At 69.1% G+C, this 25,204-nt stretch carries 27 protein-coding genes; 15 read left to right on the plus strand and 12 right to left on the minus strand.

Annotated elements, in window-relative coordinates:
- Positions 1-207: 207 nt before the first annotated feature.
- Positions 208-1,140, minus strand: coding sequence for an LLM class flavin-dependent oxidoreductase (locus BST38_RS22200; RefSeq protein ID WP_083145745.1), 933 nt, complete (start codon positions 1,138-1,140; stop codon positions 208-210).
- Between the two features lie 84 nt (positions 1,141-1,224).
- Here BST38_RS22200 and BST38_RS22205 point away from each other — a divergent pair, with 84 nt between their 5' ends.
- Positions 1,225-2,142 (plus strand): LLM class F420-dependent oxidoreductase, encoded by a 918-nt coding sequence (locus tag BST38_RS22205; protein ID WP_083145650.1) that lies wholly within the window; start codon positions 1,225-1,227, stop codon positions 2,140-2,142.
- On the opposite strand, the gene BST38_RS22210 is transcribed toward BST38_RS22205, so the two are convergent.
- From BST38_RS22210 to BST38_RS22225, 4 genes are read right to left on the minus strand one after another with little or no spacing between them, the layout of a single operon-like run.
- Positions 2,132-3,142 (minus strand): NADP-dependent oxidoreductase, encoded by a 1,011-nt coding sequence (locus tag BST38_RS22210; RefSeq protein WP_083145651.1) that lies wholly within the window; start codon positions 3,140-3,142, stop codon positions 2,132-2,134. The genes BST38_RS22205 and BST38_RS22210 overlap by 11 nt on opposite strands.
- Before the next feature lie 10 nt (positions 3,143-3,152).
- Positions 3,153-3,947: an acyl-CoA thioesterase gene (locus tag BST38_RS22215; protein WP_083145652.1), complete on the minus strand. Its 795-nt coding sequence runs from the start codon at positions 3,945-3,947 to the stop codon at positions 3,153-3,155.
- A 12-nt stretch (positions 3,948-3,959) separates the two neighbouring features.
- Positions 3,960-4,448, minus strand: a complete 489-nt coding sequence (locus tag BST38_RS22220; protein ID WP_181792033.1) for an SRPBCC family protein — start codon at positions 4,446-4,448, stop codon at positions 3,960-3,962.
- Entirely contained in the window at positions 4,445-5,116 is a 672-nt protein-coding gene (locus BST38_RS22225) for a DUF427 domain-containing protein (protein ID WP_083145653.1), read from the minus strand. Before BST38_RS22225 ends, BST38_RS22220 begins: the two co-directional genes overlap by 4 nt.
- A gap of 156 nt (positions 5,117-5,272) precedes the next feature.
- Between BST38_RS22225 and BST38_RS22230 the strand changes: the two genes are divergently transcribed.
- Together BST38_RS22230 and BST38_RS22235 are read left to right on the plus strand one after the other, a co-directional pair.
- A complete protein-coding gene (locus tag BST38_RS22230; RefSeq protein ID WP_083145747.1) occupies positions 5,273-6,703 on the plus strand; it encodes a WS/DGAT/MGAT family O-acyltransferase in 1,431 nt (476 codons plus the stop codon).
- A 133-nt stretch (positions 6,704-6,836) separates the two neighbouring features.
- Complete coding sequence (locus BST38_RS22235) at positions 6,837-7,427, plus strand: hypothetical protein (RefSeq protein WP_083145654.1); 591 nt, start codon at positions 6,837-6,839, stop codon at positions 7,425-7,427.
- Here the strand turns inward: BST38_RS22235 and BST38_RS22240 are convergent.
- Positions 7,424-7,678 carry a DUF2631 domain-containing protein gene (locus BST38_RS22240; protein WP_083145655.1) on the minus strand — a complete coding sequence of 85 codons (255 nt, stop codon included), beginning with the start codon at positions 7,676-7,678 and terminating at the stop codon, positions 7,424-7,426. The genes BST38_RS22235 and BST38_RS22240 overlap by 4 nt on opposite strands.
- Before the next feature lie 113 nt (positions 7,679-7,791).
- Between BST38_RS22240 and BST38_RS22245 the strand changes: the two genes are divergently transcribed.
- The gene (locus tag BST38_RS22245; protein WP_083145656.1) at positions 7,792-8,640 is read left to right on the plus strand and encodes a mycofactocin-coupled SDR family oxidoreductase; all 849 of its coding nucleotides are present in this window, start codon (positions 7,792-7,794) and stop codon (positions 8,638-8,640) included.
- A gap of 15 nt (positions 8,641-8,655) precedes the next feature.
- Here BST38_RS22245 and BST38_RS22250 read toward each other — a convergent pair whose 3' ends face one another.
- Positions 8,656-9,999, minus strand: a complete 1,344-nt coding sequence (locus BST38_RS22250; RefSeq protein ID WP_083145657.1) for a cryptochrome/photolyase family protein — start codon at positions 9,997-9,999, stop codon at positions 8,656-8,658.
- A gap of 128 nt (positions 10,000-10,127) precedes the next feature.
- On the opposite strand from BST38_RS22250, the gene puuE reads away from it, so the two are divergent.
- The gene (gene puuE, locus BST38_RS22255; protein WP_083145658.1) at positions 10,128-11,054 is read left to right on the plus strand and encodes an allantoinase PuuE; all 927 of its coding nucleotides are present in this window, start codon (positions 10,128-10,130) and stop codon (positions 11,052-11,054) included.
- 20 nt (positions 11,055-11,074) lie between these two features.
- On the opposite strand, the gene BST38_RS22260 is transcribed toward puuE, so the two are convergent.
- Together BST38_RS22260 and BST38_RS22265 are read right to left on the minus strand one after the other, a co-directional pair.
- The gene (locus BST38_RS22260) at positions 11,075-11,659 is read right to left on the minus strand and encodes a fasciclin domain-containing protein (protein WP_083145659.1); all 585 of its coding nucleotides are present in this window, start codon (positions 11,657-11,659) and stop codon (positions 11,075-11,077) included.
- Positions 11,660-11,685: 26 nt separating this feature from the next.
- Complete coding sequence (locus BST38_RS22265; RefSeq protein WP_083145660.1) at positions 11,686-12,372, minus strand: fasciclin domain-containing protein; 687 nt, start codon at positions 12,370-12,372, stop codon at positions 11,686-11,688.
- Between the two features lie 160 nt (positions 12,373-12,532).
- Between BST38_RS22265 and dxr the strand changes: the two genes are divergently transcribed.
- From dxr to BST38_RS22300, 7 genes are all read left to right on the plus strand, one after another.
- Positions 12,533-13,708 carry a 1-deoxy-D-xylulose-5-phosphate reductoisomerase gene (dxr, locus tag BST38_RS22270; protein ID WP_083145661.1) on the plus strand — a complete coding sequence of 392 codons (1,176 nt, stop codon included), beginning with the start codon at positions 12,533-12,535 and terminating at the stop codon, positions 13,706-13,708.
- 14 nt (positions 13,709-13,722) lie between these two features.
- Entirely contained in the window at positions 13,723-14,961 is a 1,239-nt protein-coding gene (locus BST38_RS22275) for a M50 family metallopeptidase (protein ID WP_083145662.1), read from the plus strand.
- Between the two features lie 10 nt (positions 14,962-14,971).
- On the plus strand, positions 14,972-16,147 hold the full coding sequence (gene ispG, locus BST38_RS22280; RefSeq protein ID WP_083145663.1) for a flavodoxin-dependent (E)-4-hydroxy-3-methylbut-2-enyl-diphosphate synthase: 1,176 nt from the start codon (positions 14,972-14,974) through the stop codon (positions 16,145-16,147).
- A gap of 53 nt (positions 16,148-16,200) precedes the next feature.
- Entirely contained in the window at positions 16,201-17,055 is an 855-nt protein-coding gene (locus BST38_RS22285; RefSeq protein ID WP_083145664.1) for a GNAT family N-acetyltransferase, read from the plus strand.
- Positions 17,056-17,080: 25 nt separating this feature from the next.
- Complete coding sequence (locus tag BST38_RS22290; protein WP_083145665.1) at positions 17,081-17,740, plus strand: GNAT family N-acetyltransferase; 660 nt, start codon at positions 17,081-17,083, stop codon at positions 17,738-17,740.
- An 81-nt stretch (positions 17,741-17,821) separates the two neighbouring features.
- Entirely contained in the window at positions 17,822-19,636 is a 1,815-nt protein-coding gene (locus BST38_RS22295; RefSeq protein ID WP_083145666.1) for a penicillin-binding transpeptidase domain-containing protein, read from the plus strand.
- A gap of 61 nt (positions 19,637-19,697) precedes the next feature.
- Positions 19,698-20,303 carry a DUF1707 SHOCT-like domain-containing protein gene (locus tag BST38_RS22300; protein ID WP_083145667.1) on the plus strand — a complete coding sequence of 202 codons (606 nt, stop codon included), beginning with the start codon at positions 19,698-19,700 and terminating at the stop codon, positions 20,301-20,303.
- On the opposite strand, the gene BST38_RS22305 is transcribed toward BST38_RS22300, so the two are convergent.
- Together BST38_RS22305 and BST38_RS22310 are read right to left on the minus strand one after the other, a co-directional pair.
- Positions 20,296-21,477 (minus strand): sulfotransferase family protein, encoded by a 1,182-nt coding sequence (locus BST38_RS22305; RefSeq protein ID WP_083145668.1) that lies wholly within the window; start codon positions 21,475-21,477, stop codon positions 20,296-20,298. The two genes, BST38_RS22300 and BST38_RS22305, sit on opposite strands and share 8 nt — an antisense overlap.
- Complete coding sequence (locus tag BST38_RS22310) at positions 21,474-22,565, minus strand: DUF1214 domain-containing protein (protein ID WP_083145669.1); 1,092 nt, start codon at positions 22,563-22,565, stop codon at positions 21,474-21,476. Before BST38_RS22310 ends, BST38_RS22305 begins: the two co-directional genes overlap by 4 nt.
- 19 nt (positions 22,566-22,584) lie before the next feature.
- On the opposite strand from BST38_RS22310, the gene BST38_RS22315 reads away from it, so the two are divergent.
- The gene (locus BST38_RS22315) at positions 22,585-23,190 is read left to right on the plus strand and encodes a TetR family transcriptional regulator (protein ID WP_083145670.1); all 606 of its coding nucleotides are present in this window, start codon (positions 22,585-22,587) and stop codon (positions 23,188-23,190) included.
- Positions 23,191-23,199: 9 nt separating this feature from the next.
- Here BST38_RS22315 and BST38_RS22320 read toward each other — a convergent pair whose 3' ends face one another.
- Complete coding sequence (locus BST38_RS22320; protein ID WP_083145671.1) at positions 23,200-23,586, minus strand: PaaI family thioesterase; 387 nt, start codon at positions 23,584-23,586, stop codon at positions 23,200-23,202.
- A 23-nt stretch (positions 23,587-23,609) separates the two neighbouring features.
- On the opposite strand from BST38_RS22320, the gene map reads away from it, so the two are divergent.
- Together map and BST38_RS22330 are read left to right on the plus strand one after the other, a co-directional pair.
- A complete protein-coding gene (gene map, locus BST38_RS22325; RefSeq protein ID WP_083145672.1) occupies positions 23,610-24,467 on the plus strand; it encodes a type I methionyl aminopeptidase in 858 nt (285 codons plus the stop codon).
- A 19-nt stretch (positions 24,468-24,486) separates the two neighbouring features.
- Entirely contained in the window at positions 24,487-25,158 is a 672-nt protein-coding gene (locus tag BST38_RS22330; protein ID WP_083145673.1) for a hypothetical protein, read from the plus strand.
- Positions 25,159-25,204 lie beyond the last annotated feature (46 nt).

Raw genomic sequence — 25,204 nt, forward strand, 5'->3', positions numbered from 1 at the left:
CCCGGCTCGCCGCCCGGGCCGCATCGATCAGGTCGGCATCGGAGAGCCCGCCAAGGCCCTCCGGCTCCACCACCGACACTTCGAACATGTGTGCGAGTCTACCGGCGGGAGGTGACAAGTCAGAGCCCGAAAACCCCGGCTGGGGATCAACTCGGCTTTGTGGATAACTCGCGTTGAGTGCGCGCCGTCAAGAGCCCAGAAGCCAAGTCAGAGTTGCGGTACCACGTCCGCGGCCAGCAGTTCCAGCGTCTGATCGGAACAGCGATCGTGGGTGAACAGCACGATCTGCCCAAAGCCCATCTCCGCAAGCTTCCCGAGCCGATCGACGATCTGATCGGCCGTCCCGATCAACCCCGTGTCGTGCAGTCCGAAACCCGGCCCGCCGAACCGCTTTTCCGCGAGCCCCCGTACGTCGGGCAATGACGAGGCATCCGGGGCCAGCGCCATCACCGCCTCGATCGACAGCACGATGCTGTCCGGATCCCGGCCGATCTCGGAGCAGATCGACCGCAGCGCGGCGATTTTGGGCTCGATCTGATCCAACGCGTACGTCGGTACGTTCCACACGTCCGCGTAGCGGGCCACCAACGGCAGCGTGAACTTCTCGCCGACCCCGCCGACCACGATCGGCGGGCCGGGCTTCTGTACCGGACCCGGCTTGACGAGGAAGTCCGTCACCGTGAAGTGCTCACCCGCGAAGTCGATGCGCTCCGAGATGAACGCCTGCCGCAAGATCTGCAGCGTCTCGCCCAGCAGCGCCGAGCGCTGTCCGAACGTCCCCCACGGCAGTCCGGCGCGGCGGTGCTCGTCCTCGATCGATCCGCTGCCGATCCCCAGCGTCAGCCGGCCCCCGGAGATCTGGTCCAGCGTCGTCGCCATCTTCGCCAGCGTGACGGGATGCCGGAACTGGTTGCACAGCACCATGTGTCCGACGCGCAACCGCTCGGTGCGGCTCAGCAGCGCGGTGGCCAGCGTCCACGCCTCCATCGACGGATACTCCGGCATCCCGGGTCCGTACAGGTGGTCGTAGAGCCACAGCGAATCGATCCCGAGCTCCTCGCAGCGCCGCGCACGGTGGAGGACGTCGGCGAACGAGAATCCCATCTGGGGCAGGTAGACGCCGATCTCCGGCTTGCTCATCTTCACTCCCGCCGCTGTACTTTCCGCCGCCTGCATGGTAACGACATTCTCGGAACTGGAGAAGGTAATTCTAAGGAGGCGGCCTTGCGGTTCGCGATCACCCACCCGATGCACAGCCATCCCTACAATCCCGAGCTGGTCACCGGCGCGGGGATCGCGCGGGTGGCCGTGGCCGCGGAGAAGGCCGGATTCGACGGCTTCGGCTTCACCGACCATCCGGCGCCGACACAGAGGTGGCTGGAAGCAGGCGGGCACGATGCGCTCGACCCGTTCGTCGCAATGGGATTCGCGGCCGCGCACACCACGACGCTGCGGTTGATCCCGAACATCGTCGTGCTGCCGTACCGCAACCCGTTCGTCGTCGCCAAAGCCGGTGCGACGCTGGACCTGATCTCCGACGGCCGGTTCACCCTCGCGGTCGGGGTCGGCTATCTGAAGCGCGAATTCACCGCGCTCGGGGTCGATTTCGACGAGCGCGCCGACCTCTTCGAGGAGGCCCTGCACGTGATCCGGGAGATCTGGACCACCGACAACCTCAGCTACGACGGTAAGCACTTCAGCGCCAGCGGGATCACCGCGCACCCCAAGCCGGTGAGTACACCGCATCCGCCGATCTGGGTCGGCGGCAACACCGCCGCGGCGCGCGCCAGGGTGGCCAAGTACGGACAGGGCTGGTGCCCGTTCCGCGCACCCGCGCTGCTGGCGCAGACGGCGCGAACCGCCGCGCTGGAAACCACCGAACACCTCGTCAAGGGCATCGACGATCTCCGCCGCCGGCTCGACGAGGCCGGACGCGACCCCGCCGACATCGACATCACCTTCACCAACGGCGTCGGAGGAACCCCGGGTACCGACGACTTCAACGCCGACGAATTCGCCTCCGGGGTCGACGAACTCGAACGCGCCGGGGTGACCTGGATTCAGGTCACCGTGCCCGGCGACAGCCTCGCGCACACGGTGGAGGCGATCGAGAGCTTCGGTGAAACGGTGATCAGAGCCTGACCAAGGTCTTACCGATGTTGGCGCCGGTGAACAGACCGTTGAGCGCATCGACACACGACTCGATGCCCGTGTAGATGTGCTCGCGGTGCGTCAGCAACCCCTTGTCCTCCCATTCGCGCAGCGCGGCGAACGCCTCGTCGAAGCGGCCCCACTCGTCGAGCGCGTTGAACCCCTGCATCGTCGCGGTCTTGGCCAGCAGGTTCACGTAGTTCGCGGGCCCGGGGTGCTCGCCGGTCAGGTAGCTGGAGATCACCCCGCACAACACCACTCGGGCCTTGTGGGCCAACCGTCCCAGCACCGCGTCGAGGATGGGGCCGCCGACGTTGTCGAAGTAGACGTTCGCCCCCTGCGGGCAGAGCCGTTTCAACGCGGCGGGCACGTCGTCGTTGCGATAGTCGATACACGCGTCGAACCCGAAGTCCTCCACCACCGCTCGGCACTTGTGTGGACCTCCGGCGATGCCGACCACCCGCGCGCCGGCGATCTTGGCGATCTGTCCGGCCACCGACCCCGTCGCGCCCGCCGCCGCCGACACCACCACCGTCTCACCGGGTTGCGGCCGTCCGATCCCCATCATCCCGAAATACGCTGTCGCGCCGGTCGGCCCGTAGATCGACATCACCGCGAGCTGGTCCACCTGGTCGCCGGGGCCCGGCACCGGGGTGGTGAACAGGTCGTCACGCACCAGCGTGTACTCCTGAAAACCGGTCAGCGTCGTCACGACGTCACCGACGGCGTAAGCGTCACAGCGGGATTCGACGACCTCGCCGATCCCGGCGGCACGGATGACCTCACCGAGTCCGACCGGCGGCAGGTAGCTCGGCTGGTCGTCGAGCCACGTGCGGGCGGCGGCGTCGATGCCGACGTAGGTGGTGCGCACCAACGCCTCACCCTCGGCGGGTTCGGGCGCGGGCGCCTCGACGAGTTCGGTGTCGTCGGGGGCGACCAGTCCGTTCGGTCGGCGGCGTAACAGGATCTGGCGGTTGGTCAGCGTCGACACGAGCCCGAACCTACACCCGCCACAACGCTTCCTGGGTGGTTGTCGCGATCAGCGCGCCGGCGCGGTCATACAGCGAGCCGTGCACCAGGCCGCGGGAGTCACCGACGTTGAGCGGGTGCACCTCGTAGCAGTTCCACTCGTGTGGCACGAACGGGCGGTGGAACCACACCGAATGGTCCAGGCTCGCCGCCTGGCCGGCCCCGGGCCGCAGCGGCACACCTCTCGGGTGCGCGACGGGCACCGGACCGATGTCGGACATGAACGCCAGCGTGCACGCCCGCAGCAGCGGATCGTCCTCGACCTCGCCGCGGGCGCGGATCCAGAACGGCGGGATCGCGAACGGCCGGTCGTCGTCGGGCCGGGTGCGCAGCTCGAAGCGATCGGCGAACTCGAGATCGGGTTCCCGGATCGCGGTGTCGTCGAACTCGACAGTCGGCCGGTGCGGCGGATACTCGTCGGCGCCCGGCTCGGGCACGTGGAACGACGCGATCATCTCCATGATCACCGCGTCGTGCTGCACGGCGGTGACCCGGCGGGTGTCGAAGGACCGCCCGTCCCGGGTGCGTTCGACGTGCAGTTCCACGTCGACGTCGTAGCGGCCGCCGCGGACGAAGTACAGGTGCAGCGACTGCGGCAGCTTGCCGGGGTCGACGGTGGCGCCCGCGGCGGCCAGCGACTGGGCGGCGATCAGCCCGCCGAACAGCCGCTGCCCGGGGGCGACCTGGCGTGGGTGGGTCACGAACGTGTCGCCGCGACGTTCATACCGGAGAAGCTGCGCGATCCAGCTCGACTTGACACCTGTCATCAGGTGCCGACCCTATCGGGTGGCGAAGTACTTCTGTCCGTCGGCCGCGGGCCGTCCGAAGCCGGCCTTCACCAGCGGTGCGAGCACCTTGAACGGCAGCCGCAGCGCGCGGGCGGGTTCCAGCGCGATCACCCAGGTGAACCGCGTCCCGTCGCCTTCGGGTTCGACCCGGTAGTCCTCGGCGAACCGCCGGAACAGCCCGGCGTTGGCCTCGTAGACCCAGAACGAGTAGCCCGAACCCTCGTCCCAGCGGAAGAACCGTTCGCGCACCCGGATCGGACCCGTGCCGACCTCGCGGGTGGTGCCGACGCCGAACGGCCGCGGCGACGTCCAGGTCAGCGACCCGATCGTGTTACCCCAGGCGGCCAGCGACTCGTCGGACTGCAGCGACTCCCACACCTGTTCCGGCGTTGCGTCGTAATGCATCTCGTAGCGGAACACGTGCGGCGCGGTGTCCAGGAACCCGGCGTCGGCCTCGTCCAGGGCATACCAGCGGGTCACGGAAGTTCCGCCCGCACCGTCAGCTTCGTCTCGTCGAAGCTGAGAAAGCCGCCGATCGGGGTGCTCTCGGGCAGCGGGTCGTCGTAGCTCCAGGCCGCGTCCTCGACGACGGTGCCGTCGAGCTGGACGTGCCAGTACGTCGCGTAGCCCTTGTAGTTGCAGTACGACGACGTGTCCGAGCGCCGCAGCACGTCGGTGCGCACCGCCGACGGGTGCACGTACAACCGCGGAGGCAACGCCGTCTCGAACAGGATCGTGGTGTCGGCGGTGTCGACCAGCGTGACGTCGGCGGCGCGTACGCAGAGCTTGCGGCTGGTGGGCCTGCAATCCACCCGGTGATACGGGTTAGGGGGATAGTGCACGAGCCGGCGTCCTTCCTCGAACCAGGTGTCCGCCGCCGTCCACGGCACGGTGACGAACTCGGGTGCCTCGGGCACCGGGGTGGTGGGCAGATCGCCGACGTCGGTCGCGACGAACGCGTAGCTCAACGGTGCCCCGCGGCGGTGCACCATCATCACCGCCTCGGTGTCGATCACCGTGCGGCCGTCGCGCACCGCCCGCACCCGTCTCGGGTGCGGCTCGATGTAGACCAGATCGCCGGTGACCTGCGGGCTGAACCGCCCGGCCCGGTCGCCGCTGAGCGGGCCGCGGCCGGCCACCAGGCTCATCGAAGAGTCCCCGGGTCAACGGCTTTCGTCGGAGTCATCGCGACCATGCTGACAAATTGTTCGCGAAATGTCATTGACGGGTATCGCTGTGATGCTCAACCGCGCGGTTTCTGCTAACAAGGAGTATCAGTTGCACCGGTGGAACAGGGGGTGGGCGTGCGACGGCTCAACGGCGTGGACGCGATGATGCTCTACAGCGAGACCCCCGAGATCCACATGCACACCCTCAAGATCGGGGTGCTCGATGTGTCGAACATCGAGGGCTACAGCTTCGAGCTGTTCCGCCGTGCCGCACTGCCCAGGCTGCACGCCCTGGCTCCGCTGCGATACCAGCTGGTCGACATCCCGCTGAAGTTCCACCACCCGATGTGGGTGCAGAACGCCGAGATCGACGTCGACTACCACATCCGCCGGGCGCAGGTGCCGGCCCCGGGTGGGCGGCGTGAGCTCGACCAGTTGATCGGCGAGATCGCCAGCGCCCCGCTGGACCGCAACCGCCCGCTGTGGGAGATGTACATCGCAGAAGGATTGGCGGGCAATAAAATTGCCGTGATCCATAAGGTGCACCACGTACTCGCCGACGGGATGGCGTCGGCCAACCAGCTCGCGATGACGATCCAGCCGAACGAACCGGAGATCGGCGGTGCGCTCGCGACGGTCCGCGCCGACTCGACCGCGCCCGCCAACCTGCTCAAGGGCGCGGCGCGCGACCACAGCCGTCAGCTGCGCCGGCTGCCGTCGTTGATGAACGAGACCGCGAGGTCGGTGACGCGGGTGCGCAGGAAGGCCAAGGAGCGTGGGCGCAACCCGGACCTGGCCAAGAACTTCGCGCCGCCGCCGACGTTCATCAACCACGTCGTGACACCGGGGCGCCGCTTCGCGACCGCGCCGCTCGCGCTGGCCGACGTCAAGGAGACGGCCCGCCATCTCGGCGTCACCCTCAACGACCTGGTCCTGGCCACCGCGGCCGGTGCGCTGCGCGCGTTGCAGATGACCTATGACGGACATGCCAGCTACCCGTTGATCGCTGGCGTGCCGGTGAGTTTCAATCCTTCGCCCGATCGGCTGGTCGGCAACGAATTCACCTACATGACACCGTCTTTGCCGGTGCACATCGAAGACCCGCTGGAACGGGTCAAGCTCACCGCGACGTCGACGGCGATCGCCAAGGAGAATCACAACCTGCTCGGTCCGACCCTGCTCCCGAAGTGGCTGACCTATCTGCCGCCGGCCACCACCCCGCGGATCTTCCGGATGCAGGGCCGCCGGGTGGAGTCGGCGATGGTCATGAACCTGACGATCTCCAACGTTCCCGGCCCGCGCGAGCGGGGGCGGATGGAGGGGGCCGTGATCGACGAGATCTACTCGGTGGGCCCGATCGTGGCGGGCAGCGGCATGAACATCACCGTGTGGAGCTACGTCGACCAGCTCTCCATCTCGGTGCTCACCGACGACCGGACGTTGAAGGATCCGCACGAGGCGACCGACGCGTTGGTCGCCTCGTTCCGCGAGATCCGGAAGGCCGCCGGGCTGCCCGAAGATTTGACACCCGTCGAGACGGCGATGCCCCCCGCACCGGCGCTGTAGACGCGGAACCGCTTATGCGGAACTCGGTTTCGCGTAGCGGCGCTCCGTCGAGATCGATTCGATACTTTACAGATCAGTTCATAAATGTCACGCTGTCTGCAGCGCGCCGTGACGCGCGCCGAAGGGTGACGCGATGACGATGTTTGAGGTGGACGACCTCGAGTCGTCCGAAAACAAGGGTTCGGGTGTCCGGTCGTCGGGGGAGACCCTGCACGCCTACGACCTCACCGTGGTCGCCGACGACGTCGGCGCCGTGGTGGCGGCGGCCGGTGGCTGGCTGTGTGACCGGGTGCGGGCGGGCTGGCAGGTCACCGTGCTGGTGCCGGCGGAGGCCGACGTCCGGCCACTGACGATCCTCGGGGTGCGCTGCGAAGCGGTCACGCCGAGTGAATCCGCGCCCGATCTGGTGCGCCGTTCGTGCGCGGCGGTCGCCGTCGACGGGCAACTGGTGCGGCGGGACGCCCGGATGCGTCGCGAGCTGCACCGGCTCCTCGAAGCGGGACGTACCGAGATCACCGTATGGGGCGATGTCTCCGGGGTCGGGACCGACGACAGGTTCGAGCGCGTCTGGCACCGCGCCAGCGCTGCCGCGCGGGCTTTCAAGGCAGGAGCGCTGCGCGCGATCGGGCAGCCGGGGCCGGAGGCGACCGTCGAGACCTTCGTCAGCGCCGCACTGTGGTACCCACTCGACGGCGCCGACCTGCTCCCGGTCGCGGGACGTTAGCGGGTGTCGGGGTTGCGCGTGGTGTAGACGCTGCGCGCGACGAACCCGAGCACGAACAGGGCGAACCCGATCAGGAACAGGTCCTCGACCCGGCCCGTGTGGTTGCCGTGCATCATCACGAGCAGGAACGCCGCGGCCAGCACGCCGCCGATCTGGTAGCCCCGCACACTGCCCGACGACCAGCCCCATTGGGCGGACGGCACGTCTTCGACGTCGACGCCGGTGTGTCGTTCCACCTCGGTGCTTGCCACAGCTGGCTCCTCAGGGTCTTCGATGGTCGTGCGTGTTCCTGGCCGACATTCTGACACAGCTCTACTACGCGCCGCCGTAGAGCCGGGGTTTACGGCCAGTAGGCTGACCGCTCATGACGGCTGAGTCTTCCCCCGGGGTCTTCGACGGCAAGGTCGTGCTGGTCACCGGCGCCGCCCGGGGCCAGGGTCGGGCGCACGCGGTCCGCTTCGCCGAAGAAGGTGCCGATGTCATCGCCGTCGACATCTGCGCCCAGCTGGATTCGGTCGCCTACCCGATGGCCACGCCGGAGGACCTCGAGGAGACCGCGCGGCTGGTGGAGAAGACCGGGCGCCGCATCGTCGCCGCGCAGGCCGACGTCCGCGACCGCGAGCGGCTGACCGAGGTGGTGGCCGACGGTGTCGAGCAGTTCGGCCGCCTCGACTACGTCCTCGCCAACGCCGGCATCCTGCCCGCGGCCGGACCGCAGGGCCACGACATCACCGCGTTCACCGACGCGATCGCCGTGATGCTCAACGGCGTGTACTTCACCGTCGACGCCGCGCTGCCCGCCCTGCTGCGCAACCCCGACGGCGGCGCGATCGTGATCACCAGCTCCGCGGCCGGCTTCACCTCGGTCAGCACCGAGTTCGGCACCATGAACCACGGCGCCGCCGGGTACACCGCGGCCAAGCACGGCGTGATCGGGTTGATGCGGCACTTCGCGCGCTCGCTGGCCGAGAAGAACATCCGGGTCAACTCCGTGCACCCGGGCGGGGTGGCCACCCAGATGGTGCTCAACGAGGCGATGGCCGAGTGGGCAGGTGCGCACCCGTCGTTCAGCCTGGCGCAGCAGGCGCTGCTGCAGCTGCCGATGATGGAACCACGCGACGTCAGTGACGCGATGGTCTATCTGTGCGGACCGACCGGCCGGTACCTGACCGGGGTCGCCCTGCCGGTGGACGCCGGTCAGACGCTGAAGTAGGCCGTTCCTTCAGGCTCAGCCTCGAATGGCGTTGTACCGGCGCAGCGCTTCTTCACGTTCCTGGCCGTGGTCCACGATCGGTTGCGGATAGTCCTTCGGCCGGTCGGCGTCGAGGTTGTGCACGTCGGCGACGTCGGCCAGTTCGGGCACCCAGCGCTTCACGTACACCCCGGACGGGTCGAACTTCTTGCCCTGTGTGGTCGGGTTGAACACCCGGAAGTACGGCGCCGCGTCGGTGCCGGACCCGGCCGCCCACTGCCAGCCGTGCTGGTTGTTGGCCATATCGCCGTCGACCAGCTGATCGAGGAACCAGCGCGCGCCCCACTGCCACGGCAGGTGCAGATCCTTGACCAGGAACGACGCGACGATCATCCGCACCCGGTTGTGCACGAACCCGGATTCGCGCAGCTGACGCATCCCGGCGTCGACGATCGGGTAGCCGGTGCGGCCGGCCTTCCACGCCTCGAACGCCGCCTGCGCGTCCGGGCCGTCGTCGAGCTCGATCGCGTCGAACGCGGTGTTGAAGTTCCACCACGTGCTGCGCGGCCAGTGGGTCACCGCCGAGGCGTAGAAATCACGGAACGCCAACTCGCGCAGGTAGGCCTGCCCGCCCTTGCCCCGGCCCAGGTCGACGGCCAGGGTGCGCGGATGGATGGCGCCGAACTTCAGGTGCGCCGACATCCTGCTGGTGGCGGCGAGGTCGGGCCGGTTGCGGTCGTCGGCGTATCCGGCCAGACCGTCCTCGACGAACTCGCGCCACTGCGTACGCGCCGCCTGCTCGCCGGCAGGCAGATCGAGCGTCTCGCCGGCGTCGGGGATGTCGCCCACCGAGGCGACGCCGGACACGTCGGCGGGATCGATCCAGCGCGCCGAGTCGCGGCCCGATTCGGCGGGGGAGCGCCATCCGTGCCGCCGCCACGCGTCGAAGAACGGCGTGAACACCTTGTACGGGGTGCCGTCGCTCTTGGTGACCCGCCCCGGTGACACCAGGTAGGGCGATCCCGTCGCCACCCATTCGACGCCGTCGCCGAGCGCGTCGCGCACCTGCTCGTCACGGCGCATCCCGAACGGCGTGAAGTCTTCTGACACGTGCACCGACGCCGCCCCCACCGACCTGACCACCTCGGGAATCCGTGTCCTGGGATCTCCCCGGGTCACCAGCAGGCGCCCGTCCAGACCGTCGCGCAGGTCGCGCAGCGCGTCGTAGAGGTACTGCAGCCGCCGTGCCCCCGCCGACGCCTCCAGCCGTGGGTCGAGCACGTAGCAGGCCAGCACGTCGCCGTCCTCGTCGGCGGCCGCGAGCAGCGCGGGCAGGTCGGCGAGCCGCAGATCGCGGCGGAACCACAGCACCGAGGGCATGCCATGAAGCTGCCCACGATCACCGCCGGAGAAACTACGGCCGGCGGATTCTGACGAAAGGGTCATCGTCGATACCGCGCCGAAACCGTCGTCGCGAAAGTCCACCGTTGAACTGCCACAATGCTCCGATGACCGATCGGCCGGCCGACCACTACCCGCGGGACATGGTCGGCTACGGCCGTAATCCCCCCGACCCGTGCTGGCCGGGCGGCGCCAGGATCGCGGTGCAGTTCGTCCTGAACTACGAGGAGGGCGCCGAGAACAGCGTCCTGCACGGCGACCCGTCCTCGGAGACCTTCCTCTCCGAAATCGTTGGCGCCCAGGCGTTCCCCAACCGGCACATGAGCATGGAATCGCAGTACGAATACGGGTCGCGGGCCGGGTTGTGGCGGGTGCTGCGCGCGTTCGACCGCCGCGGTCTGCCGCTGACGATCTTCGGTGTCGCGATGGCGCTCGCCCGCAACCCGGAGGCCGTCGCGGCGTTCCGGCGGCGCGGTGACGAGATCGCCTGTCACGGATTGCGTTGGATCAGTTATCAACTCGTCGAACCGGAGGTCGAACGGGCGCACCTGGCCGAGGCCGTCGCGCTGATCACCGGGCTGACCGGGTCGGCGCCGTTGGGCTGGTATACCGGACGGGATTCGCCGCAGACCCGGCAACTGGTGGTCGAACACGGCGGGTTCCTCTACGACTCGGACTCCTACGCCGACGACCTGCCCTACTGGACCCGGGTCGCCGGCACCGACCACCTGGTCGTGCCCTACACGCTGGACACCAACGACATGCGGTTCGCGAGCCCGGGCGGATTCCCCAGCGGTGAGCAGTTCTTCGCGCATCTTCGCGATGCGTTCGACGTGCTCTACGCCGAGGGACTCGACGGCGCGCCGAAGATGTTGTCGGTCGGGCTGCACTGCCGTCTGGCCGGCCGGCCGGCGCGCACCGCGGCGCTGGAACGCTTCCTCGACCATGTGCAGTCGCACGAGGACGTGTGGATCGCGCGCCGCGTCGACATCGCCCGGCACTGGATCGAGCACTTCCCGCCCGGCTCGCACTGAGCCGGGCGGGAAGGCCGCCGTCACCGCGCGGGGGGAAGCAGCACGGTGTCGATCAGGTAGACCGTCGCGTTCGCGGTCTGTACGCCCCCGCACACCACCGACGCGTCGTTGACCATCAGATGGTCCCCGCCGCCGGTGACCGTGACAGGTGCGCCCTCCACCGTGGTGTGCTCACCGACGACGGCGTCGGGAGCGGCCTGGCCCGGGACTACGTGGTAGGTCAGGATCTTGGTGAGCAGCGCCGAATCGGTCTTCAGGGCTTCGATCGTCGCCGGGTCGAGCTTGGCGAACGCCTCGTCGGTCGGCGCGAACACGGTGAACTGGCCGCCGTCGAGCGTCTCGACGAGGTTCACGTCCGGGTTCAGCTGACCGGACACCGCCTGGGTCAGCGTGGTCAGCAGCGGGTTGTTGGACGCGGCCACCGTGACCGGTGAGGTCGCCATGCCCGCCACCGAACCCGGGCCGTCGGGCACCTGCTGGACATAGGCCGCGCAGCCGGGTCCGACGGGAGCGGCCGAGGCCGTCGCCGCCGTGCCGAACGACAGGCCGGCGGCCGCCGCGACGGCCATGCCCGCACCGGCCAGTGAGATCTTCGAAAACATCATGTGAGTGGAATCCTTTCCAGCAGTGATCAATTGGTGGCGGGGGGCATCAGGACGGTGTCGATCATGTAGACGGTGGCGTTGGCGGTCTTGACGCCCCCGCACACCAGTCCGGCGTTGTTGACCATCAGGTCGTTTCCGGCGCCGGTCACGGTCAGGGGCGCGCCCTGCACCGTGGTGTGCTCGCCGGCGACGGCGTCGGGAGCGGCCTGGCCCGGGACGACGTGGTAGGTCAGGATGTTGGTGAGCAGCGCCGAATCGGTTTTGAGGGTCTCGATCGTGGCCGGGTCGAGCTTGGCGAACGCGTCGTCGGTCGGCGCGAACACGGTGAACTGGTCGCCGTCGAGCGTCTCGACGAGGTTCACGTCCGGGTTGAGCTGGCCGGACAGCGCCTGGGTCAGCGTGGTCAGCATCGGGTTGTTGGACGCGGCCACCGTGACCGGATCGGCCGACATCCCCGCCACCGAACCCGGGCCTTCGGGGACCTGCTCGGCGTAGGCCGCACACCCGGTGCCGATGAGGCCGGACGCGGGGTCGGCCGCCGGGGCACCCGAGGACGTGGTCATCTCGCTGGTGGCCGATTCCATCGCCGAGGCCGCCGAGCTCGTGGCCGACGAGGCGGTGTTCCCGGCTTCTTCGCTGGAGCACGCGGCACCGAAGATGGCCACCGCGGCGATTCCCGCGACCGCGGCTGTCTTCCGTCGAGTTGTCATCATTTCCTCATCCCTTTCGATCCCATCTCGTTCTCGAGCCGGACACCGTTGCCCGGCTCTGGAGTTGGCACACCGGTGATTCCGAGCCGTCGCCGCGCCGGATGGGTCGAAGGCCGTGGTGTCACATTCACGTCACATCCGCCGGGGGCGGCACAATGGGTCGGTGAGCGAAAGACTGCGGGTCCTGATCCTGGGCTCCACCGGGTCCATCGGCACCCAGGCGCTGGAGGTGATCGCGGCCAACCCCGACCGTTTCGAGATCGTCGGCCTCGCCGCGGGCGGCGGGAACCGTGACCTGCTGGCCCGCCAGCGCGCCGAGACCGGGGTGTCGAATCTCGCCGTCGCCGACGAGGCCGCCGCGGCGGCGATCGGCGACGTCACCTACTCGGGTCCGGACGCGGTCACCCGCCTGGTGGAGGCCACCGCCGAGACGACCGGGGTCGACGTCGTGCTCAACGGCCTCGTCGGCGCGCTCGGTCTGAAGCCGACGCTGGCCGCGCTGGCCACCGGCGCCCGGCTGGCCCTGGCGAACAAGGAGTCGTTGGTGGCCGGCGGCCCGCTGGTGCAGAAGGCCGCCGCCCCGGGCCAGATCGTGCCGGTGGACTCCGAACACTCGGCGCTGGCGCAGTGCCTGCGCGGCGGCACCGCCGACGAGGTCGCCAGGCTCGTGCTCACCGCCTCGGGCGGACCGTTCCGCGGCTGGACCGCCGAACAGCTCGAGGACGTCACCCCGGAACAGGCCGGCGCGCACCCCACGTGGTCGATGGGTCCGATGAACACGCTGAACTCGGCGTCGCTGGTCAACAAGGGCCTGGAGCTGATCGAGACGCACCTGCTCTTCGGGATCGACTACGACCGCATCGACGTGGTGGTGCACCCGCAGTCGATCGTGCACTCGATGGTCACCTTCACCGACGGCTCGACGCTGGCCCAGGCCAGTCCGCCCGATATGAAGCTGCCCATCGCGCTGGCGCTGGGCTGGCCGGCACGGGTCGCCGGAGCGGCCCTGGCCTGCGACTTCAGCACCGCCTCACGCTGGGATTTCGAACCGCTGGACGACGAGGTGTTCCCGGCGGTGACCCTGGCCCGGGACGCCGGCCGGGCCGGGGGCGCCATGACCGCGGTGTACAACGCCGCCAACGAGGAGGCCGCCGAGGCGTTCCTGCAGGGCCGGATCCGGTTCCCGGCAATCGTGCGCACGGTTGCCGAGGTGCTGCGCGCTGCCGACCAATGGCGGGCCGAACCAGCTACCGTGGATGAGGTGCTCGACGCACAGGACTGGGCCCGTGACCGGGCGCGGAGCGCGGTCGAGCGGGAATCCGCAGGTAGTAGAAGTTAGGACTGGCCGCCACGATGATGTACGTGCTTGGCGTGACGCTGTTCGCGCTCGCCATTCTGGTGTCTGTGGCGCTGCACGAATGCGGCCACATGTGGGTGGCGCGCGCCACAGGGATGAAGGTGCGCCGCTACTTCGTCGGGTTCGGCCCGACGCTGTGGTCGACCCGGCGGCCCAACAAACTCGGCGACACCGAATACGGCATCAAGGCCGTGCCCCTCGGTGGTTTCTGCGATATCGCCGGGATGACCGCGGTCGAGGAACTCGACCCCGCCGACCGGCCGTACGCGATGTACAAGCAGAAGACCTGGAAGCGCGTCGCGGTGCTGTTCGCCGGCCCGGCGATGAACTTCATCATCGGCTTGGTGCTGATCTACGGCATCGCGGTCACCTGGGGCCTGCCGAACATCACGGCGCCGACGACCGCCGTGGTCGGCGAGACGTCGTGCGTCAAATCGGAAGTGGCGCAAGGGGAATTGGGCGACTGCATCGCCAACAGCCCGGCCGCCGCGGCCGGTATCCAGGCCGGTGACGTGATCACCAAGGTGGGCGACACCGAGGTTGCGACGTTCGACGCGCTGGTCGAGGCCGTGCGCAAGCAGAGTGGCCCGACCGAGTTGACGGTGCAGCGCGAGGAGAACGGCCAGTCCCGTGAGTTCACCACCACCGTGAACGTCACCCCGAGCCAGCGCTTCGTCGCGGGCGCCGACGGCGGTCCCGCGGTGCCCGCGGACGTCGGCAGCATCGGCGTGACGGCCGCCCAGTTCGGGCCCACGCAGTACAACGCGCTCACCGCCGTCCCCGGGACCCTGGTGTTCACCAAGGATCTCGGCGTCGAGCTCGGCAAGGCCATCGTCAAGATCCCGACGAAGATCGGGGCGCTGGTGGAGTCGATCACCGGCGGCGAACGCGACCCGGAGACGCCGCTGAGCGTCGTCGGGGCCTCGCGCATCGGCGGCGAGACCGTCGAGCACGGCGTGTGGGTCGCGTTCTGGTTCTTCCTCGCGCAGCTGAACTTCGTGCTCGGCGGCATCAACCTGATCCCGCTGCTGCCGCTCGACGGCGGTCACATCTCGATCGCGCTGTACGAGAAGGCCCGCAACAAGATCCGGGAAGCCCGCGGCAAGGTGGCCGCCGCCCCGGTGAACTACCTCAAGCTGATGCCCCTCACGTATGTCGTGATCATCGTGATGGTGGGCTTCACCTTGCTGACCGTGACAGCAGACGTGATCAACCCGATCACGTTGTTCCAGTAGGAGACTTCTGATGAGTTCTGTTGGCCTTGGCATGCCGGGTCCTCCTGCGCCGCCGCCCCCCGTGTTGGCGCCGCGCCGAAAGACGCGCCAGCTGATGGTCCGCGACGTCGGCATCGGCAGCGACCATCCGATCGCCGTGCAGTCGATGTGCACCACCAAGACCCACGACATCAACGCGACCCTGCAGCAGATCGCCGAGCTGACCGCGTCCGGATGCGACATCGTCCGGGTGGCGTGCCCGCGTCAGGAGGACGCCGACGCGCTGCCGATCATCGCGAAGAAGTCGAAGATCCCGGTGATCGCCGACATCCACTTCCAGCCGAAGTACATCTTCGCCGCGATCGACGCCGGCTGTGCCGCGGTCCGGGTCAACCCGGGCAACATCAAGGAGTTCGACGGCCGGGTCGGCGAGGTCGCCAAGGCCGCCGGTGAGGCGGGCATTCCGATCCGCATCGGCGTCAACGCCGGCTCGCTGGACAAGCGGATCATGCAGAAGTACGGCAAGGCCACCCCGGAGGCGCTGGTGGAGTCGGCGCTGTGGGAGGCGTCGCTGTTCGAGGAGCACGGCTTCGGCGACATCAAGATCAGCGTCAAGCACAACGATCCGGTGATCATGGTCGCCGCCTACGAGCAGCTGGCCGCCCAGTGCGACTACCCGCTGCACCTCGGCGTGACCGAGGCCGGCCCGGCGTTCCAGGGCACCATCAAGTCCGCCGTCGCGTTCGGCGCACTGCTGTCCAAGGGCATCGGCGACACCATCCGGGTGTCGCTGTCGGCGCCGCCCGCCGAAGAGGTCAAGGTGGGCAACCAGATCCTGGAGTCGCTGAACCTGCGGCCCCGGGGCCTGGAGATCGTGTCCTGCCCGTCGTGCGGGCGCGCCCAGGTCGACGTGTACACCCTCGCCAACGAGGTGACCGCCGGCCTGGAGGGCATGGAGGTGCCGCTGCGCGTCGCGGTGATGGGTTGTGTCGTCAACGGACCCGGCGAGGCGCGTGAAGCCGACCTCGGGGTGGCCTCCGGGAACGGCAAGGGGCAGATCTTCGTCAAGGGTGAGGTCATCAAGACCGTGCCCGAAGCGCTCATCGTGGAGACCTTGATCGAAGAGGCGATGCGGCTCGCCTCCGAAATGGAAACGACGCGAGGTTCGGATGAAGCCTCCGGTTCACCAGTTGTGACCGTAAGCTGAGACGTGACCCCGGGGGTGGGGTCCCCATCGGGTCAGTCGCAGAAAGAACTCAGATGTCGGCTCCTCCGCTTTTCCGGCTCGTAGACGAGCGAAGAGTGTCGGTGGTGCGTGACGTCCACGCCGTCCGGCAGGTCCTCGACGACGACCCGGTCGCCTCCTGCATGGTGGCCGCCCGCGTGGCCGAACACGGCATCGAACCGTCGGCGATCGGCGGCGAGCTGTGGACCCGCAGGCGTGCCAACGAATCCCTGTGTTTCGCCGGGGCGAACCTGATCCCGCTGCGCGGCGGCCCCGGTGACCTGAACGCGTTCGCCGACAAGGCGATGAGCAGTGCCCGGCGGTGCTCATCGCTGGTCGGCCGGGCCGAGCTGGTGCTGCCGATGTGGCAGCGCCTGGAGCCGGTCTGGGGTCCCGCCCGCGACGTGCGCGCCCATCAGCCACTGATGGCGCTGAACACCGCGCCGGTGTGCGCCACGGACCCGGCGGTGCGGCAGGTGCGGATGGAGGAACTCGACGCGTACCTCGTCGCGGCCGTCGACATGTTCATCGGTGAGGTCGGCATCGACCCCCGTGTCGGGGACGGCGGCCGCGGTTACCGGCGCCGGGTCGCCGGGCTGATCGCCGCGGGCCGCGCCTGGGCCCGCTTCGAACGCGGTGAGGTGGTGTTCAAGGCCGAGGTGGGTTCCCAGTCGCCCGCCGTCGGCCAGATCCAGGGTGTGTGGGTGCATCCCGACCGGCGGGGCTGTGGGCTCGGCACCGCCGGAACCGCTGCGGTCGCGGCGTCCGTCGTCGCCGGCGGGCGCATCGCCAGCCTGTACGTCAACAGCTTCAACATCGTGGCGCGGGCGACCTACGCGCGCATCGGATTCGCCGAGATCGCATCGTTTGCGACCGTACTGCTCGACTGACCTCGGCACGGCCTACGCTCTCGATATGACCGAGCAGGAAGCGGATCGCCGCGCGATCGCAGACGCCCTGGTCCGCGCGCTGGAACGGCGGCACGAGGTGCTCGACGCGGTAGTGGACTCCGACGACTACGACGCCGCGATCGAGGCGATCGCCGACCTTCTCGACGCATCGCCGGAGGCCGCAGAGGCGGTGCTGCGGCTGTCTTTCGACCGGCTCACCAAGGTGTCCCGGCGCCGGATCGCCGCCGAGCTGGAGAACCTCAACAGCAAGGTGCCGACGTTCTCCCAGCCCGAGCCGACCCCCGGTTCGGCTCGGCACCTGATGCTGCGGCCGTTCTCCGCCGAGGACGACCGCGACGTCTTCGCCGCCCGTACCGCCGACGTGCGCTCGGCCGGAGACGGGACCGCCGCGCCCGCAGGCGATCTCGGTGACGAGATCCGCAGTGCGGTCACGCGGATGGCGGCCGAGGAGGCCGCGTGGCTGGTCGCCGAGGTCGGCGCGACCAAGGTCGGCATGGTGTTCGGCGAACTGGCCGGTGGCGAGGTCGACGTGCGGATCTGGATCCACCCGGACCACCGCAAGCAGGGCTACGGCACGGCGGCGCTGCGGGCCTCACGCTCGGAGATGGCCGCGTACTTCCCCGCGGTGCCACTGGTGGTGCGGGCCCCGGCCGCCGGCTCCTGACACAGATTCTGGAGAACAGGTCGGCGTGATCACGGTGCGCCTGCACCGAAACCGGATCGTGACTTCTTAACATCAGTCCCAATGGCATCACTGCTCACATCCGTAACACGCATCGCGGCGTTGGTCGCCGCGGTCGCCCTTGTCGCCCCGGTCGCGGGGTGCACGCCGCGACCCAACGGTCCGGAGCCGGTCGCCGAGGAATTCTTCGCGGCCCTGGCCACCGGTGACACCGAAGCGGCCGCGCGCCTGGCCGACCGCCCCGAGGAAGCCCGGGCCGACCTCAACGAGGCGTGGGCCGGTCTGCAGGCCAAGGGTCTCGACGCGCAGATCCTGAGCTCCAAGTACGCCGAGGACATCGGCAGCATCGCCTTCCGCTACACCTGGCACCTGCCCAAGGACCGCACCTGGACCTACGACGGCCGGCTCAACATGGTGCGTGACGAGGGACGCTGGGAGGTGCGCTGGAACGCCACCGGTCTGCATCCGCGGTTGGGGGAGAACCAGACCTTCGCGCTGCGGGCCGATTCGCCGCCGCGTGCGTCCGTGCACGAACGGACCGGCACCAACGTGCTGGTCCCGGGCTACAAGTACCACTTCGCACTGGACGCGCGCGCCGCCGGCGTCGACCTGATGTCCACCGCCCGCACGCTGGCCGGCGCCCTGCACCGGTTCGACAACACACTGGAGCCGCAGCGGCTGGCGGAGCTGGCCAGCTCCAGCAAGAGGCCGCTGGGCCTGGTGACCCTGAACAAGGCCGACCACGACGCCGTCGCCGCCGCGGTGCGCGATCTGCCCGGGGTGGTGATCACCCCGCATCCGGAGATGGTGCCGACCGACCCGGGGTTCGCCCCCGCGGTGATCAACGAGGTGAAGAAGACCGTCGCCGAGGATCTGGACGGGGAGCCGGGCTGGCGGGTGGTCACGGTCAACCAGAACGGCGTCGACGTCGACGTGCTCAACGAGGTGCCCGGTACCCCGGCGCCGTCGGTGGGCATCACGCTGGACCGTTCGGTGCAGACCGCGGCGCAGAACGCCGTCGACGTCACCGACAAGCAGGCGATGATCGTCGTGATCAAGCCGTCCACCGGCGAGGTCCTGGCGGTCGCGCAGAACACGGCCGCCGACCGTGAGGGTCCGGTGGCCACGATGGGCCTCTACCCGCCCGGGTCGACGTTCAAGATCGTGACGGCCGGTGCGGCGATCGAACGCCAGATGGCCACGCCCAACACACTTCTGGGCTGCCCCGGCACGATGGACATCGGTCACCGCACGGTGCCGAACTACGGCGGGTTCGACCTCGGCACCGTCCCGATGTCCCGGGCGTTCGCCAGTTCCTGCAACACCACCTTCGCCGAACTGGCCAGCCGGATGCCGCCGCGCGGGCTGACCCAGGCCGCCTCGCAGTACGGCCTCGGCGCCGACTTCGTGATCCCCGGGCTGCCCACGGTCACCGGCGATGTGCCGCCGACGGTCAACCTGACCGAGCGCACCGAGGACGGGTTCGGCCAGGGCAAGGTGCTGGCCAGCCCGTTCGGGATGGCGTTGGCCGCCGCCACGGTGTCGGCCGGGCAGACCCCGGTGCCGCAGCTGATCCAGGGTCGCGAGACGACGATCGACGGTGAGCGGCAACCGATCCCGCAGAGTGTGGTGGACGGGCTGCGGCCGATGATGCGGCTGGTGGTCACCAACGGCACCGCGAAGGATCTGCAGGGGGCCGGCGACGTGCGCGGCAAGACCGGTGAGGCCGAATTCGCCGGCGGTTCGCACTCGTGGTTCACCGGGTATCGCGGCGACATGGCGTTCTCGGCGCTGATCGTCGGCGGCGGAAGTTCGGAGTACGCGGTGCGCATGCTCAAGGGCATGCTCGACGCGCTGCCTCCCGACTACCAGGCTTAGCTGACATCACACCTGATCGCCGTCCGGGCGGCGGTCCCTGCCGGGGTACCGTGGAACTGCCATGACCGACATCAACCACGGGCGATCCGTCGAACCGGCCGAGATGCGGATCTCCGATGCCGACCGCAACGGCACGCTGCGCCGCCTGCACAACGCGGTCGCGCTCGGCCTGATCGACATCGGAGAGTTCGAGGAGCGCTCAGCACTGGTGTCGGCCGCGCGGCAGCGCTCCGAACTGGACCTGCTGGTCGGCGATCTGCCCGGTCCCGGCGCGATCGTGACCTCCGCCGCCGACCGTGTCGAACTGCGGGGCGTGCTGGGATCGCTGAAGCGGCAAGGGGAGTGGACGGTGCCGTCGCGGCTGGCGCTGCACCGGCGAATGGGCTCGGTCGATCTGGACCTGACTCGGGCCCGCTTCGCCGGCCCCATCGTGGTCATCGAGCTGGACATGAGGTTCGGCGGGCTGGAACTGCGCCTGCCCGACGGGGCCAGCGCGTCCATCGACGATGTCGAGGTCAACGTCGGCAGCGCCCACGACCACCGCAAAGACGCTCCGGCCGAGGGCAATCCGCACGTGATCCTGACCGGCAAGGTGGTGTGCGGCTCGGTCGACATCCGGGGCCCGCGCCGCTCGTGGCGGCCGAATCCGTTCCGGCCGACTACCTGAGCGGTTCGTCGGGCACGCCGTAGCGCTGCTGGTAGCCGCGCACCTGCTCGCGGACCTCGGCGGCATCCAGACCGGTGTCCGACCAGCGGTACCGATCGCCGCCGTGATCGCCCGGGTGGGCGGCCAGGAACTCCCGCATCCGTTGCTCGGCGAGCGGCTCCAGCTCGCGGCCCAGGCGGGCGTACAACGTGCGGATCGTGTCGAACGGATCGCGCATGAAGTCATCGAAATGCACATCCGCCACCTGATCCGGGTCCAGCGCACCGGAGTCGCGCAGCGCCATCGCCTTCTGCAGCCCGACGGCGATCTGCTCGTGGGACTGCGCGGCGCAGTCGGCGATCGAGGACTCGTCGGAGGCCAGCCGGCGCAGATGGTGGATCAATGCGCTGATCGACGAGATCACGTTCAGCGGATCCCGGTGGGTCTGCACGATCAGCGCATCCGGGTACTCGGCGATCAGCGCGTCGAGCTGCCAAAGGTGCGCAGGCGATTTCAGCAGCCATTGACAGGACGCGCCGCCGACGCCCGACTGCAGGTGCTGCAGGAACATCCGGTGATAGCGGTACGCCGGGCCGTGGTCGGCGTCGTAGAGCAACCAGCGATAGTAGTCGGGAAGCCGGTACTGGGTCGGGAAGATCATCGAGCAGAACTGGCCGGAGAAGATCCGCACGCATTCCTGCCCGACCAGCGCGCCCATCGGATGGTGCACCAGCAGCCCGGGCACGATCAGCTCGGAGGCCTCGATGTTCGCCTGGGTCTGGGCGATTCGCGGATCGGTGGTGTAGGTCTCGGGCCGGGGCACCGGCAGCGGCTCGTCGACCTCCCACGTCAACGGCGGGCGCAGCGCCGGGTCCTGGGCCAGCAGGTCGAACAGGATGGTGGTGCCGGTGCGGGGCTGGCCGACGATGAAGATCGGCCGGGGGAGCGCGGCGGTGCCGATCTCGGGGTGCTGCCTGCGCCAGTCGACGATGCGCAGCCGGTTGGTCATCGCGCGGGTGATGTCCAGCGCGGCGATCTCGACGCCGATCCCGTTGAGGCGGGCGTCGTGAACGAGACCGTGGCACAACCGGTCCAGGCCCTCGCGCCACGTGGTGTCCTCGCCGAAGTCGTCCAGTCCGGTGCTCTGGCAGGCCTGCTCGACCAGCAGGTCCGGGCGGAACCGGTCGGCGGTCAATCCGCGCTCCCGCGGACCACCTCGCAGTGCAGGGCGGGCGGTTCGGGGTTGTCCAACCAGCGCACGACGACGAACCCGCGCTGCCTGCCACCGGTGTCCAGCCAATGGCCGTGCCCGAAGTCGTTGGCTCCGATCGCGATCCGGACGCGACCGGTCGGCTCCGGACGCACCCCCTTGTTGGTCACCGAGCTGCGCCGCCGCCGCGGTTCCAGACATTCGTGCCACACGCTCTCCAGCGTGACGTTCCAGTAGCGGGTGTCCGGCGGGGTGAACTCCAGCACCAGTGACTCGTCGGGGTCGAGCTTGAACGACCCGATCATGTAGAGGTTGTCCGGCGTGCTCACGTCGCCGCCGATCTCGGCGGACTGCGCGGTGACCAGGACGTTGGGCGCCTCGAGTAGTTCGGGCTTGATGGTGCGGTGCAGCGTGGCGAGCTTCACGATCGACCATGCCATCGCGGTGAACGCCTGTGCCACCGCGTCATCCGAGAGCGGCTGCAGCCGCGCGCTGTCGAGGCATTCGATGGTCATCATCGCCGCCAGTTCGCTGTCGGCGTCGGCGATGTACTCGCGCACCACGATCGCGGACGCGTCTTCGGGAATCTGCACCCATTGCGAGGTGCCCAGCACTTCGGGCGTGGGTTCGACCGCCGACAGGATGAAGCTGAAAGTGCCGCTGTAGCAGCGTAGTTCGCGATCGCCGAGGTAGGCCGCCATGCGTCGCGGGGTCAGGCCGGTGCCGGCGAGCACCTGGAACCCGAGATAGGCGCTGTCGCCGCGGTGGCCGGTGACCCGGTAGGTGCGGTCACCGCGGATCATCGCCAGCAGATAGCGGCCGTCGGGATTGGAGCCGCCGATGAGGCGGTTGTCGGTGCACATGTCGGAGAACCGGGGATTCTCCGGGTCCGCCTCGACCGAGATCTCGGTGCACAGGGCGGTGGCCTTGGCGACCACGGTGAGCCCCTCGAGGAGTTCGCGTTCGTTGATCGAATCCTCGATCACCGTCTTGGTGAGATCGGCGAGCATCTGCTGGACCAGTTGCCACGCCTCCAGGCCGGCGGGCGCCCATCCATTGCCTTTCGCGTCCATGGTGAGACATAGTCTCACCATGGACGCAGTCTCAGGGGGGGATTTGCCGGAATCGCTGACGGCCCGTAAACAACGGGCCACCAAGGCCCGCATCGCCGCGGCGGCGGCCCAGGCGGTGGCCGATCACGGCCTGGGCGGGGCGACCGTCGATCAGATCGCCGCCGCCGCCGAGGTCGGCCGGGCGACGTTCTTCCGGTACTTCAGTGCCAAGGAGGATGCGGTCGCCGAGGGGATGACCACGCACTGGCTGGACGCGATCACGGCCGCGGTGGCGGCGCAGCCGCAGAGCCTGTCCGCGAGTGCGGCGATCGTCGCGGCGTTCGACGACCTCGGAGACGGGTTCGACGAGGCGGTCAGCGAGCAGGTGCGTGAGCTCGCGACGCTGACCCGGTCCTCGCCGGTGTTCAGCGCGTGGACCTTGCAGCTGTATCTGCGCTACGAAGCCGCCATCGCCGAGCTGGTGAGCCCGAGGATCCCGGGCGTGCAGACCGACGACCCGCGCCCACGGCTGCTGGGCGCGCTGACCATGGCGTCGGTGCGGATCGCACTCGATGACTGGCTGGTGCACGGCGGTTCGCTGCCGGGCCGGGTGCGCACGGCGCTCAGCGCGCTGCAGGTGGTCTGACCGGGCCGGTCAGCGTGGGTCGAGCACCGCGAAACTGACCGTCGCGCGCGCCGCGAGCCGGTCCCGGGACACGTCGACCACGTCCACCGCGATCACCGAGATCCGCCGCCCCGCGCGCACCACGGTGGCCTCGGCACGTGCGGGCCCCTCCAGGACCGGGGCCAGGTAGTGGATTGTCATATCGGCGGTGGTGACATCCTGTCCCGGCCCGACGTGGCGGTCGGCCAACCGCCCCGCCGCGATGTCGATCAGCGTCGCGACCAGGCCGCCCTGCAACGCGCCGCGCCGGTTCACCAGGTCGGGCCGGTTGTCCAGCTCGATCACCATGCGCTCGTCGGTGTCCTCGACGTCGCGGAAGTTCATCTGGGCGAACAAATGACCGGGGGTGACCTGCATCCGCGGAACGCTAGCATTGCTGCATGTCAGTACGGACCGCTCTCCGGCCCGGCACCGTCTCACCGATGCTGCCCGTGCCCAAGTCGATCGCCCGTCCGGAATACGTCGGTCGGCCCACCGCGCAGGAGGGCAGCGAGCCGTGGGTGCAGACGCCTGAGGTCATCGAGAAGATGCGGATCGCGGGCCGGATCGCCGCCGGCGCGCTCGCCGAAGCCGGCAAGGCCGTCGCCCCCGGTGTCACCACCGACACGCTGGACCGGATCGCCCACGAGTACATGGTCGACCACGGCGCCTACCCGTCGACGCTCGGTTACAAGGGCTTCCCGAAATCCTGCTGCACGTCGCTCAACGAGATCATCTGCCACGGCATCCCGGACTCCACCGTGATCGAGGACGGCGACATCGTCAACATCGACGTGACCGCGTACATCCACGGGGTGCACGGTGACACCAATGCGACCTTTTTGGCCGGTGACGTCTCCGAGGAGCACCGGCTGCTGGTCGAGCGCACCCATGAGGCGACCCTGCGCGCGATCAAGGCCGTCAAGCCCGGCCGCGCGCTCTCGGTCGTCGGCCGGGTCATCGAGGCGTACGCAAACCGGTTCGGCTACAACGTGGTTCGGGATTTCACCGGGCACGGGATCGGGACCACGTTCCACAACGGGCTGGTGGTGCTGCACTACGACCAGCCCGCGGTCGAGACGGTTCTCGAGCCGGGGATGACGTTCACCATCGAGCCGATGATCAACCTCGGCAGCCTGGACTACGAGATCTGGGACGACGACTGGACCGTCGCGACCAAGGACAAGAAGTGGACCGCGCAGTTCGAGCACACCCTGGTGGTCACCGAATCCGGCGCGGAGATCCTGACCCAGGTCTGAGCCTGGGTAGCCTGAGTCCATGATCAGACGGGCGCTCGCTGTGACGGCGGTGGCCTGTCTGTCGGCCTGTCTGTCGGTCGGCTGCGGCAAGCCCGTCACCGGCACCGCGACCTGGCCCGGCGCCCGCCTCGACGCGGCGCTGCTGACCGCCGCCGACTTCCCGCCCGGCGTGCAGTTCGAACGGATCATCCGGGACGGCGGGGAGCCCGACGGCGCCGAAGGCCCGCCGCCGATGCTGTCGCGGCCGGAAGGCTGCGCCGACGGGTTGACCCGTGACATCGCCCGCACCGCCGAGCGCGGGCCCGGCAGCGCGGGGGAGTACGTCGCGGCCTACGACGGTGTCCGGATGGTGGTCACCGTGCTCACCTGGCACCTCGATCTCGAGCGCCTCGCGGCCACCGCCGAACGGTGCGCCGAGTACCGCACGTTCTTCGATCCGTCCGACCCCGGAATCGCGATGACCACGACACAGATTCCGGCGCCGCGGGACGGCGCGCTGGTCTTCGAGCAGACGATGCATCTCGGGGGCGAGCAGACCAGTGTGTACTTCTCGTTCGAGAACGTCGGATCCATGGCCGTGTTCGGCATCGCGTTTCCGACGCCGGACCCGTCGATTCCGGTCAAAGGCACGCTGCCGCAGACCTTTCTGGACGTGACGGGCAAACAGGCCGAGCGCGCGCAATCGGTTTGACGCCGTCGGTGAACAGCGTGAAAAGCCCCGCACCGAAGCCGCTCCG

Source organism: Mycolicibacterium parafortuitum, from assembly GCF_002086815.1.
GTDB lineage: Bacteria > Actinomycetota > Actinomycetes > Mycobacteriales > Mycobacteriaceae > Mycobacterium > Mycobacterium parafortuitum.

Bases quoted from the DNA above. Each gene is read 5' to 3' on its own strand.
- BST38_RS22200 (WP_083145745.1), bottom strand. From the start codon at position 1,140: ATGAGCAAGCCGGAGATCGGCGTCTACCTGCCCCAGATGGGATTCTCG.
- BST38_RS22215 (WP_083145652.1), bottom strand. From the start codon at position 3,947: ATGACAGGTGTCAAGTCGAGCTGGATCGCGCAGCTTCTCCGGTATGAA.
- BST38_RS22225 (WP_083145653.1), bottom strand. From the start codon at position 5,116: ATGAGCCTGGTGGCCGGCCGCGGCCCGCTCAGCGGCGACCGGGCCGGG.
- BST38_RS22235 (WP_083145654.1), top strand. From the start codon at position 6,837: ATGACGATGTTTGAGGTGGACGACCTCGAGTCGTCCGAAAACAAGGGT.
- BST38_RS22245 (WP_083145656.1), top strand. From the start codon at position 7,792: ATGACGGCTGAGTCTTCCCCCGGGGTCTTCGACGGCAAGGTCGTGCTG.
- BST38_RS22250 (WP_083145657.1), bottom strand. From the start codon at position 9,999: ATGCCCTCGGTGCTGTGGTTCCGCCGCGATCTGCGGCTCGCCGACCTG.
- puuE (WP_083145658.1), top strand. From the start codon at position 10,128: ATGACCGATCGGCCGGCCGACCACTACCCGCGGGACATGGTCGGCTAC.
- BST38_RS22260 (WP_083145659.1), bottom strand. From the start codon at position 11,659: ATGATGTTTTCGAAGATCTCACTGGCCGGTGCGGGCATGGCCGTCGCG.
- BST38_RS22265 (WP_083145660.1), bottom strand. From the start codon at position 12,372: ATGATGACAACTCGACGGAAGACAGCCGCGGTCGCGGGAATCGCCGCG.
- BST38_RS22275 (WP_083145662.1), top strand. From the start codon at position 13,723: ATGATGTACGTGCTTGGCGTGACGCTGTTCGCGCTCGCCATTCTGGTG.
- ispG (WP_083145663.1), top strand. From the start codon at position 14,972: ATGAGTTCTGTTGGCCTTGGCATGCCGGGTCCTCCTGCGCCGCCGCCC.
- BST38_RS22285 (WP_083145664.1), top strand. From the start codon at position 16,201: ATGTCGGCTCCTCCGCTTTTCCGGCTCGTAGACGAGCGAAGAGTGTCG.
- BST38_RS22290 (WP_083145665.1), top strand. From the start codon at position 17,081: ATGACCGAGCAGGAAGCGGATCGCCGCGCGATCGCAGACGCCCTGGTC.
- BST38_RS22295 (WP_083145666.1), top strand. From the start codon at position 17,822: ATGGCATCACTGCTCACATCCGTAACACGCATCGCGGCGTTGGTCGCC.
- BST38_RS22300 (WP_083145667.1), top strand. From the start codon at position 19,698: ATGACCGACATCAACCACGGGCGATCCGTCGAACCGGCCGAGATGCGG.
- BST38_RS22310 (WP_083145669.1), bottom strand. From the start codon at position 22,565: ATGGACGCGAAAGGCAATGGATGGGCGCCCGCCGGCCTGGAGGCGTGG.
- BST38_RS22315 (WP_083145670.1), top strand. From the start codon at position 22,585: ATGGACGCAGTCTCAGGGGGGGATTTGCCGGAATCGCTGACGGCCCGT.
- BST38_RS22320 (WP_083145671.1), bottom strand. From the start codon at position 23,586: ATGCAGGTCACCCCCGGTCATTTGTTCGCCCAGATGAACTTCCGCGAC.
- map (WP_083145672.1), top strand. From the start codon at position 23,610: ATGTCAGTACGGACCGCTCTCCGGCCCGGCACCGTCTCACCGATGCTG.
- BST38_RS22330 (WP_083145673.1), top strand. From the start codon at position 24,487: ATGATCAGACGGGCGCTCGCTGTGACGGCGGTGGCCTGTCTGTCGGCC.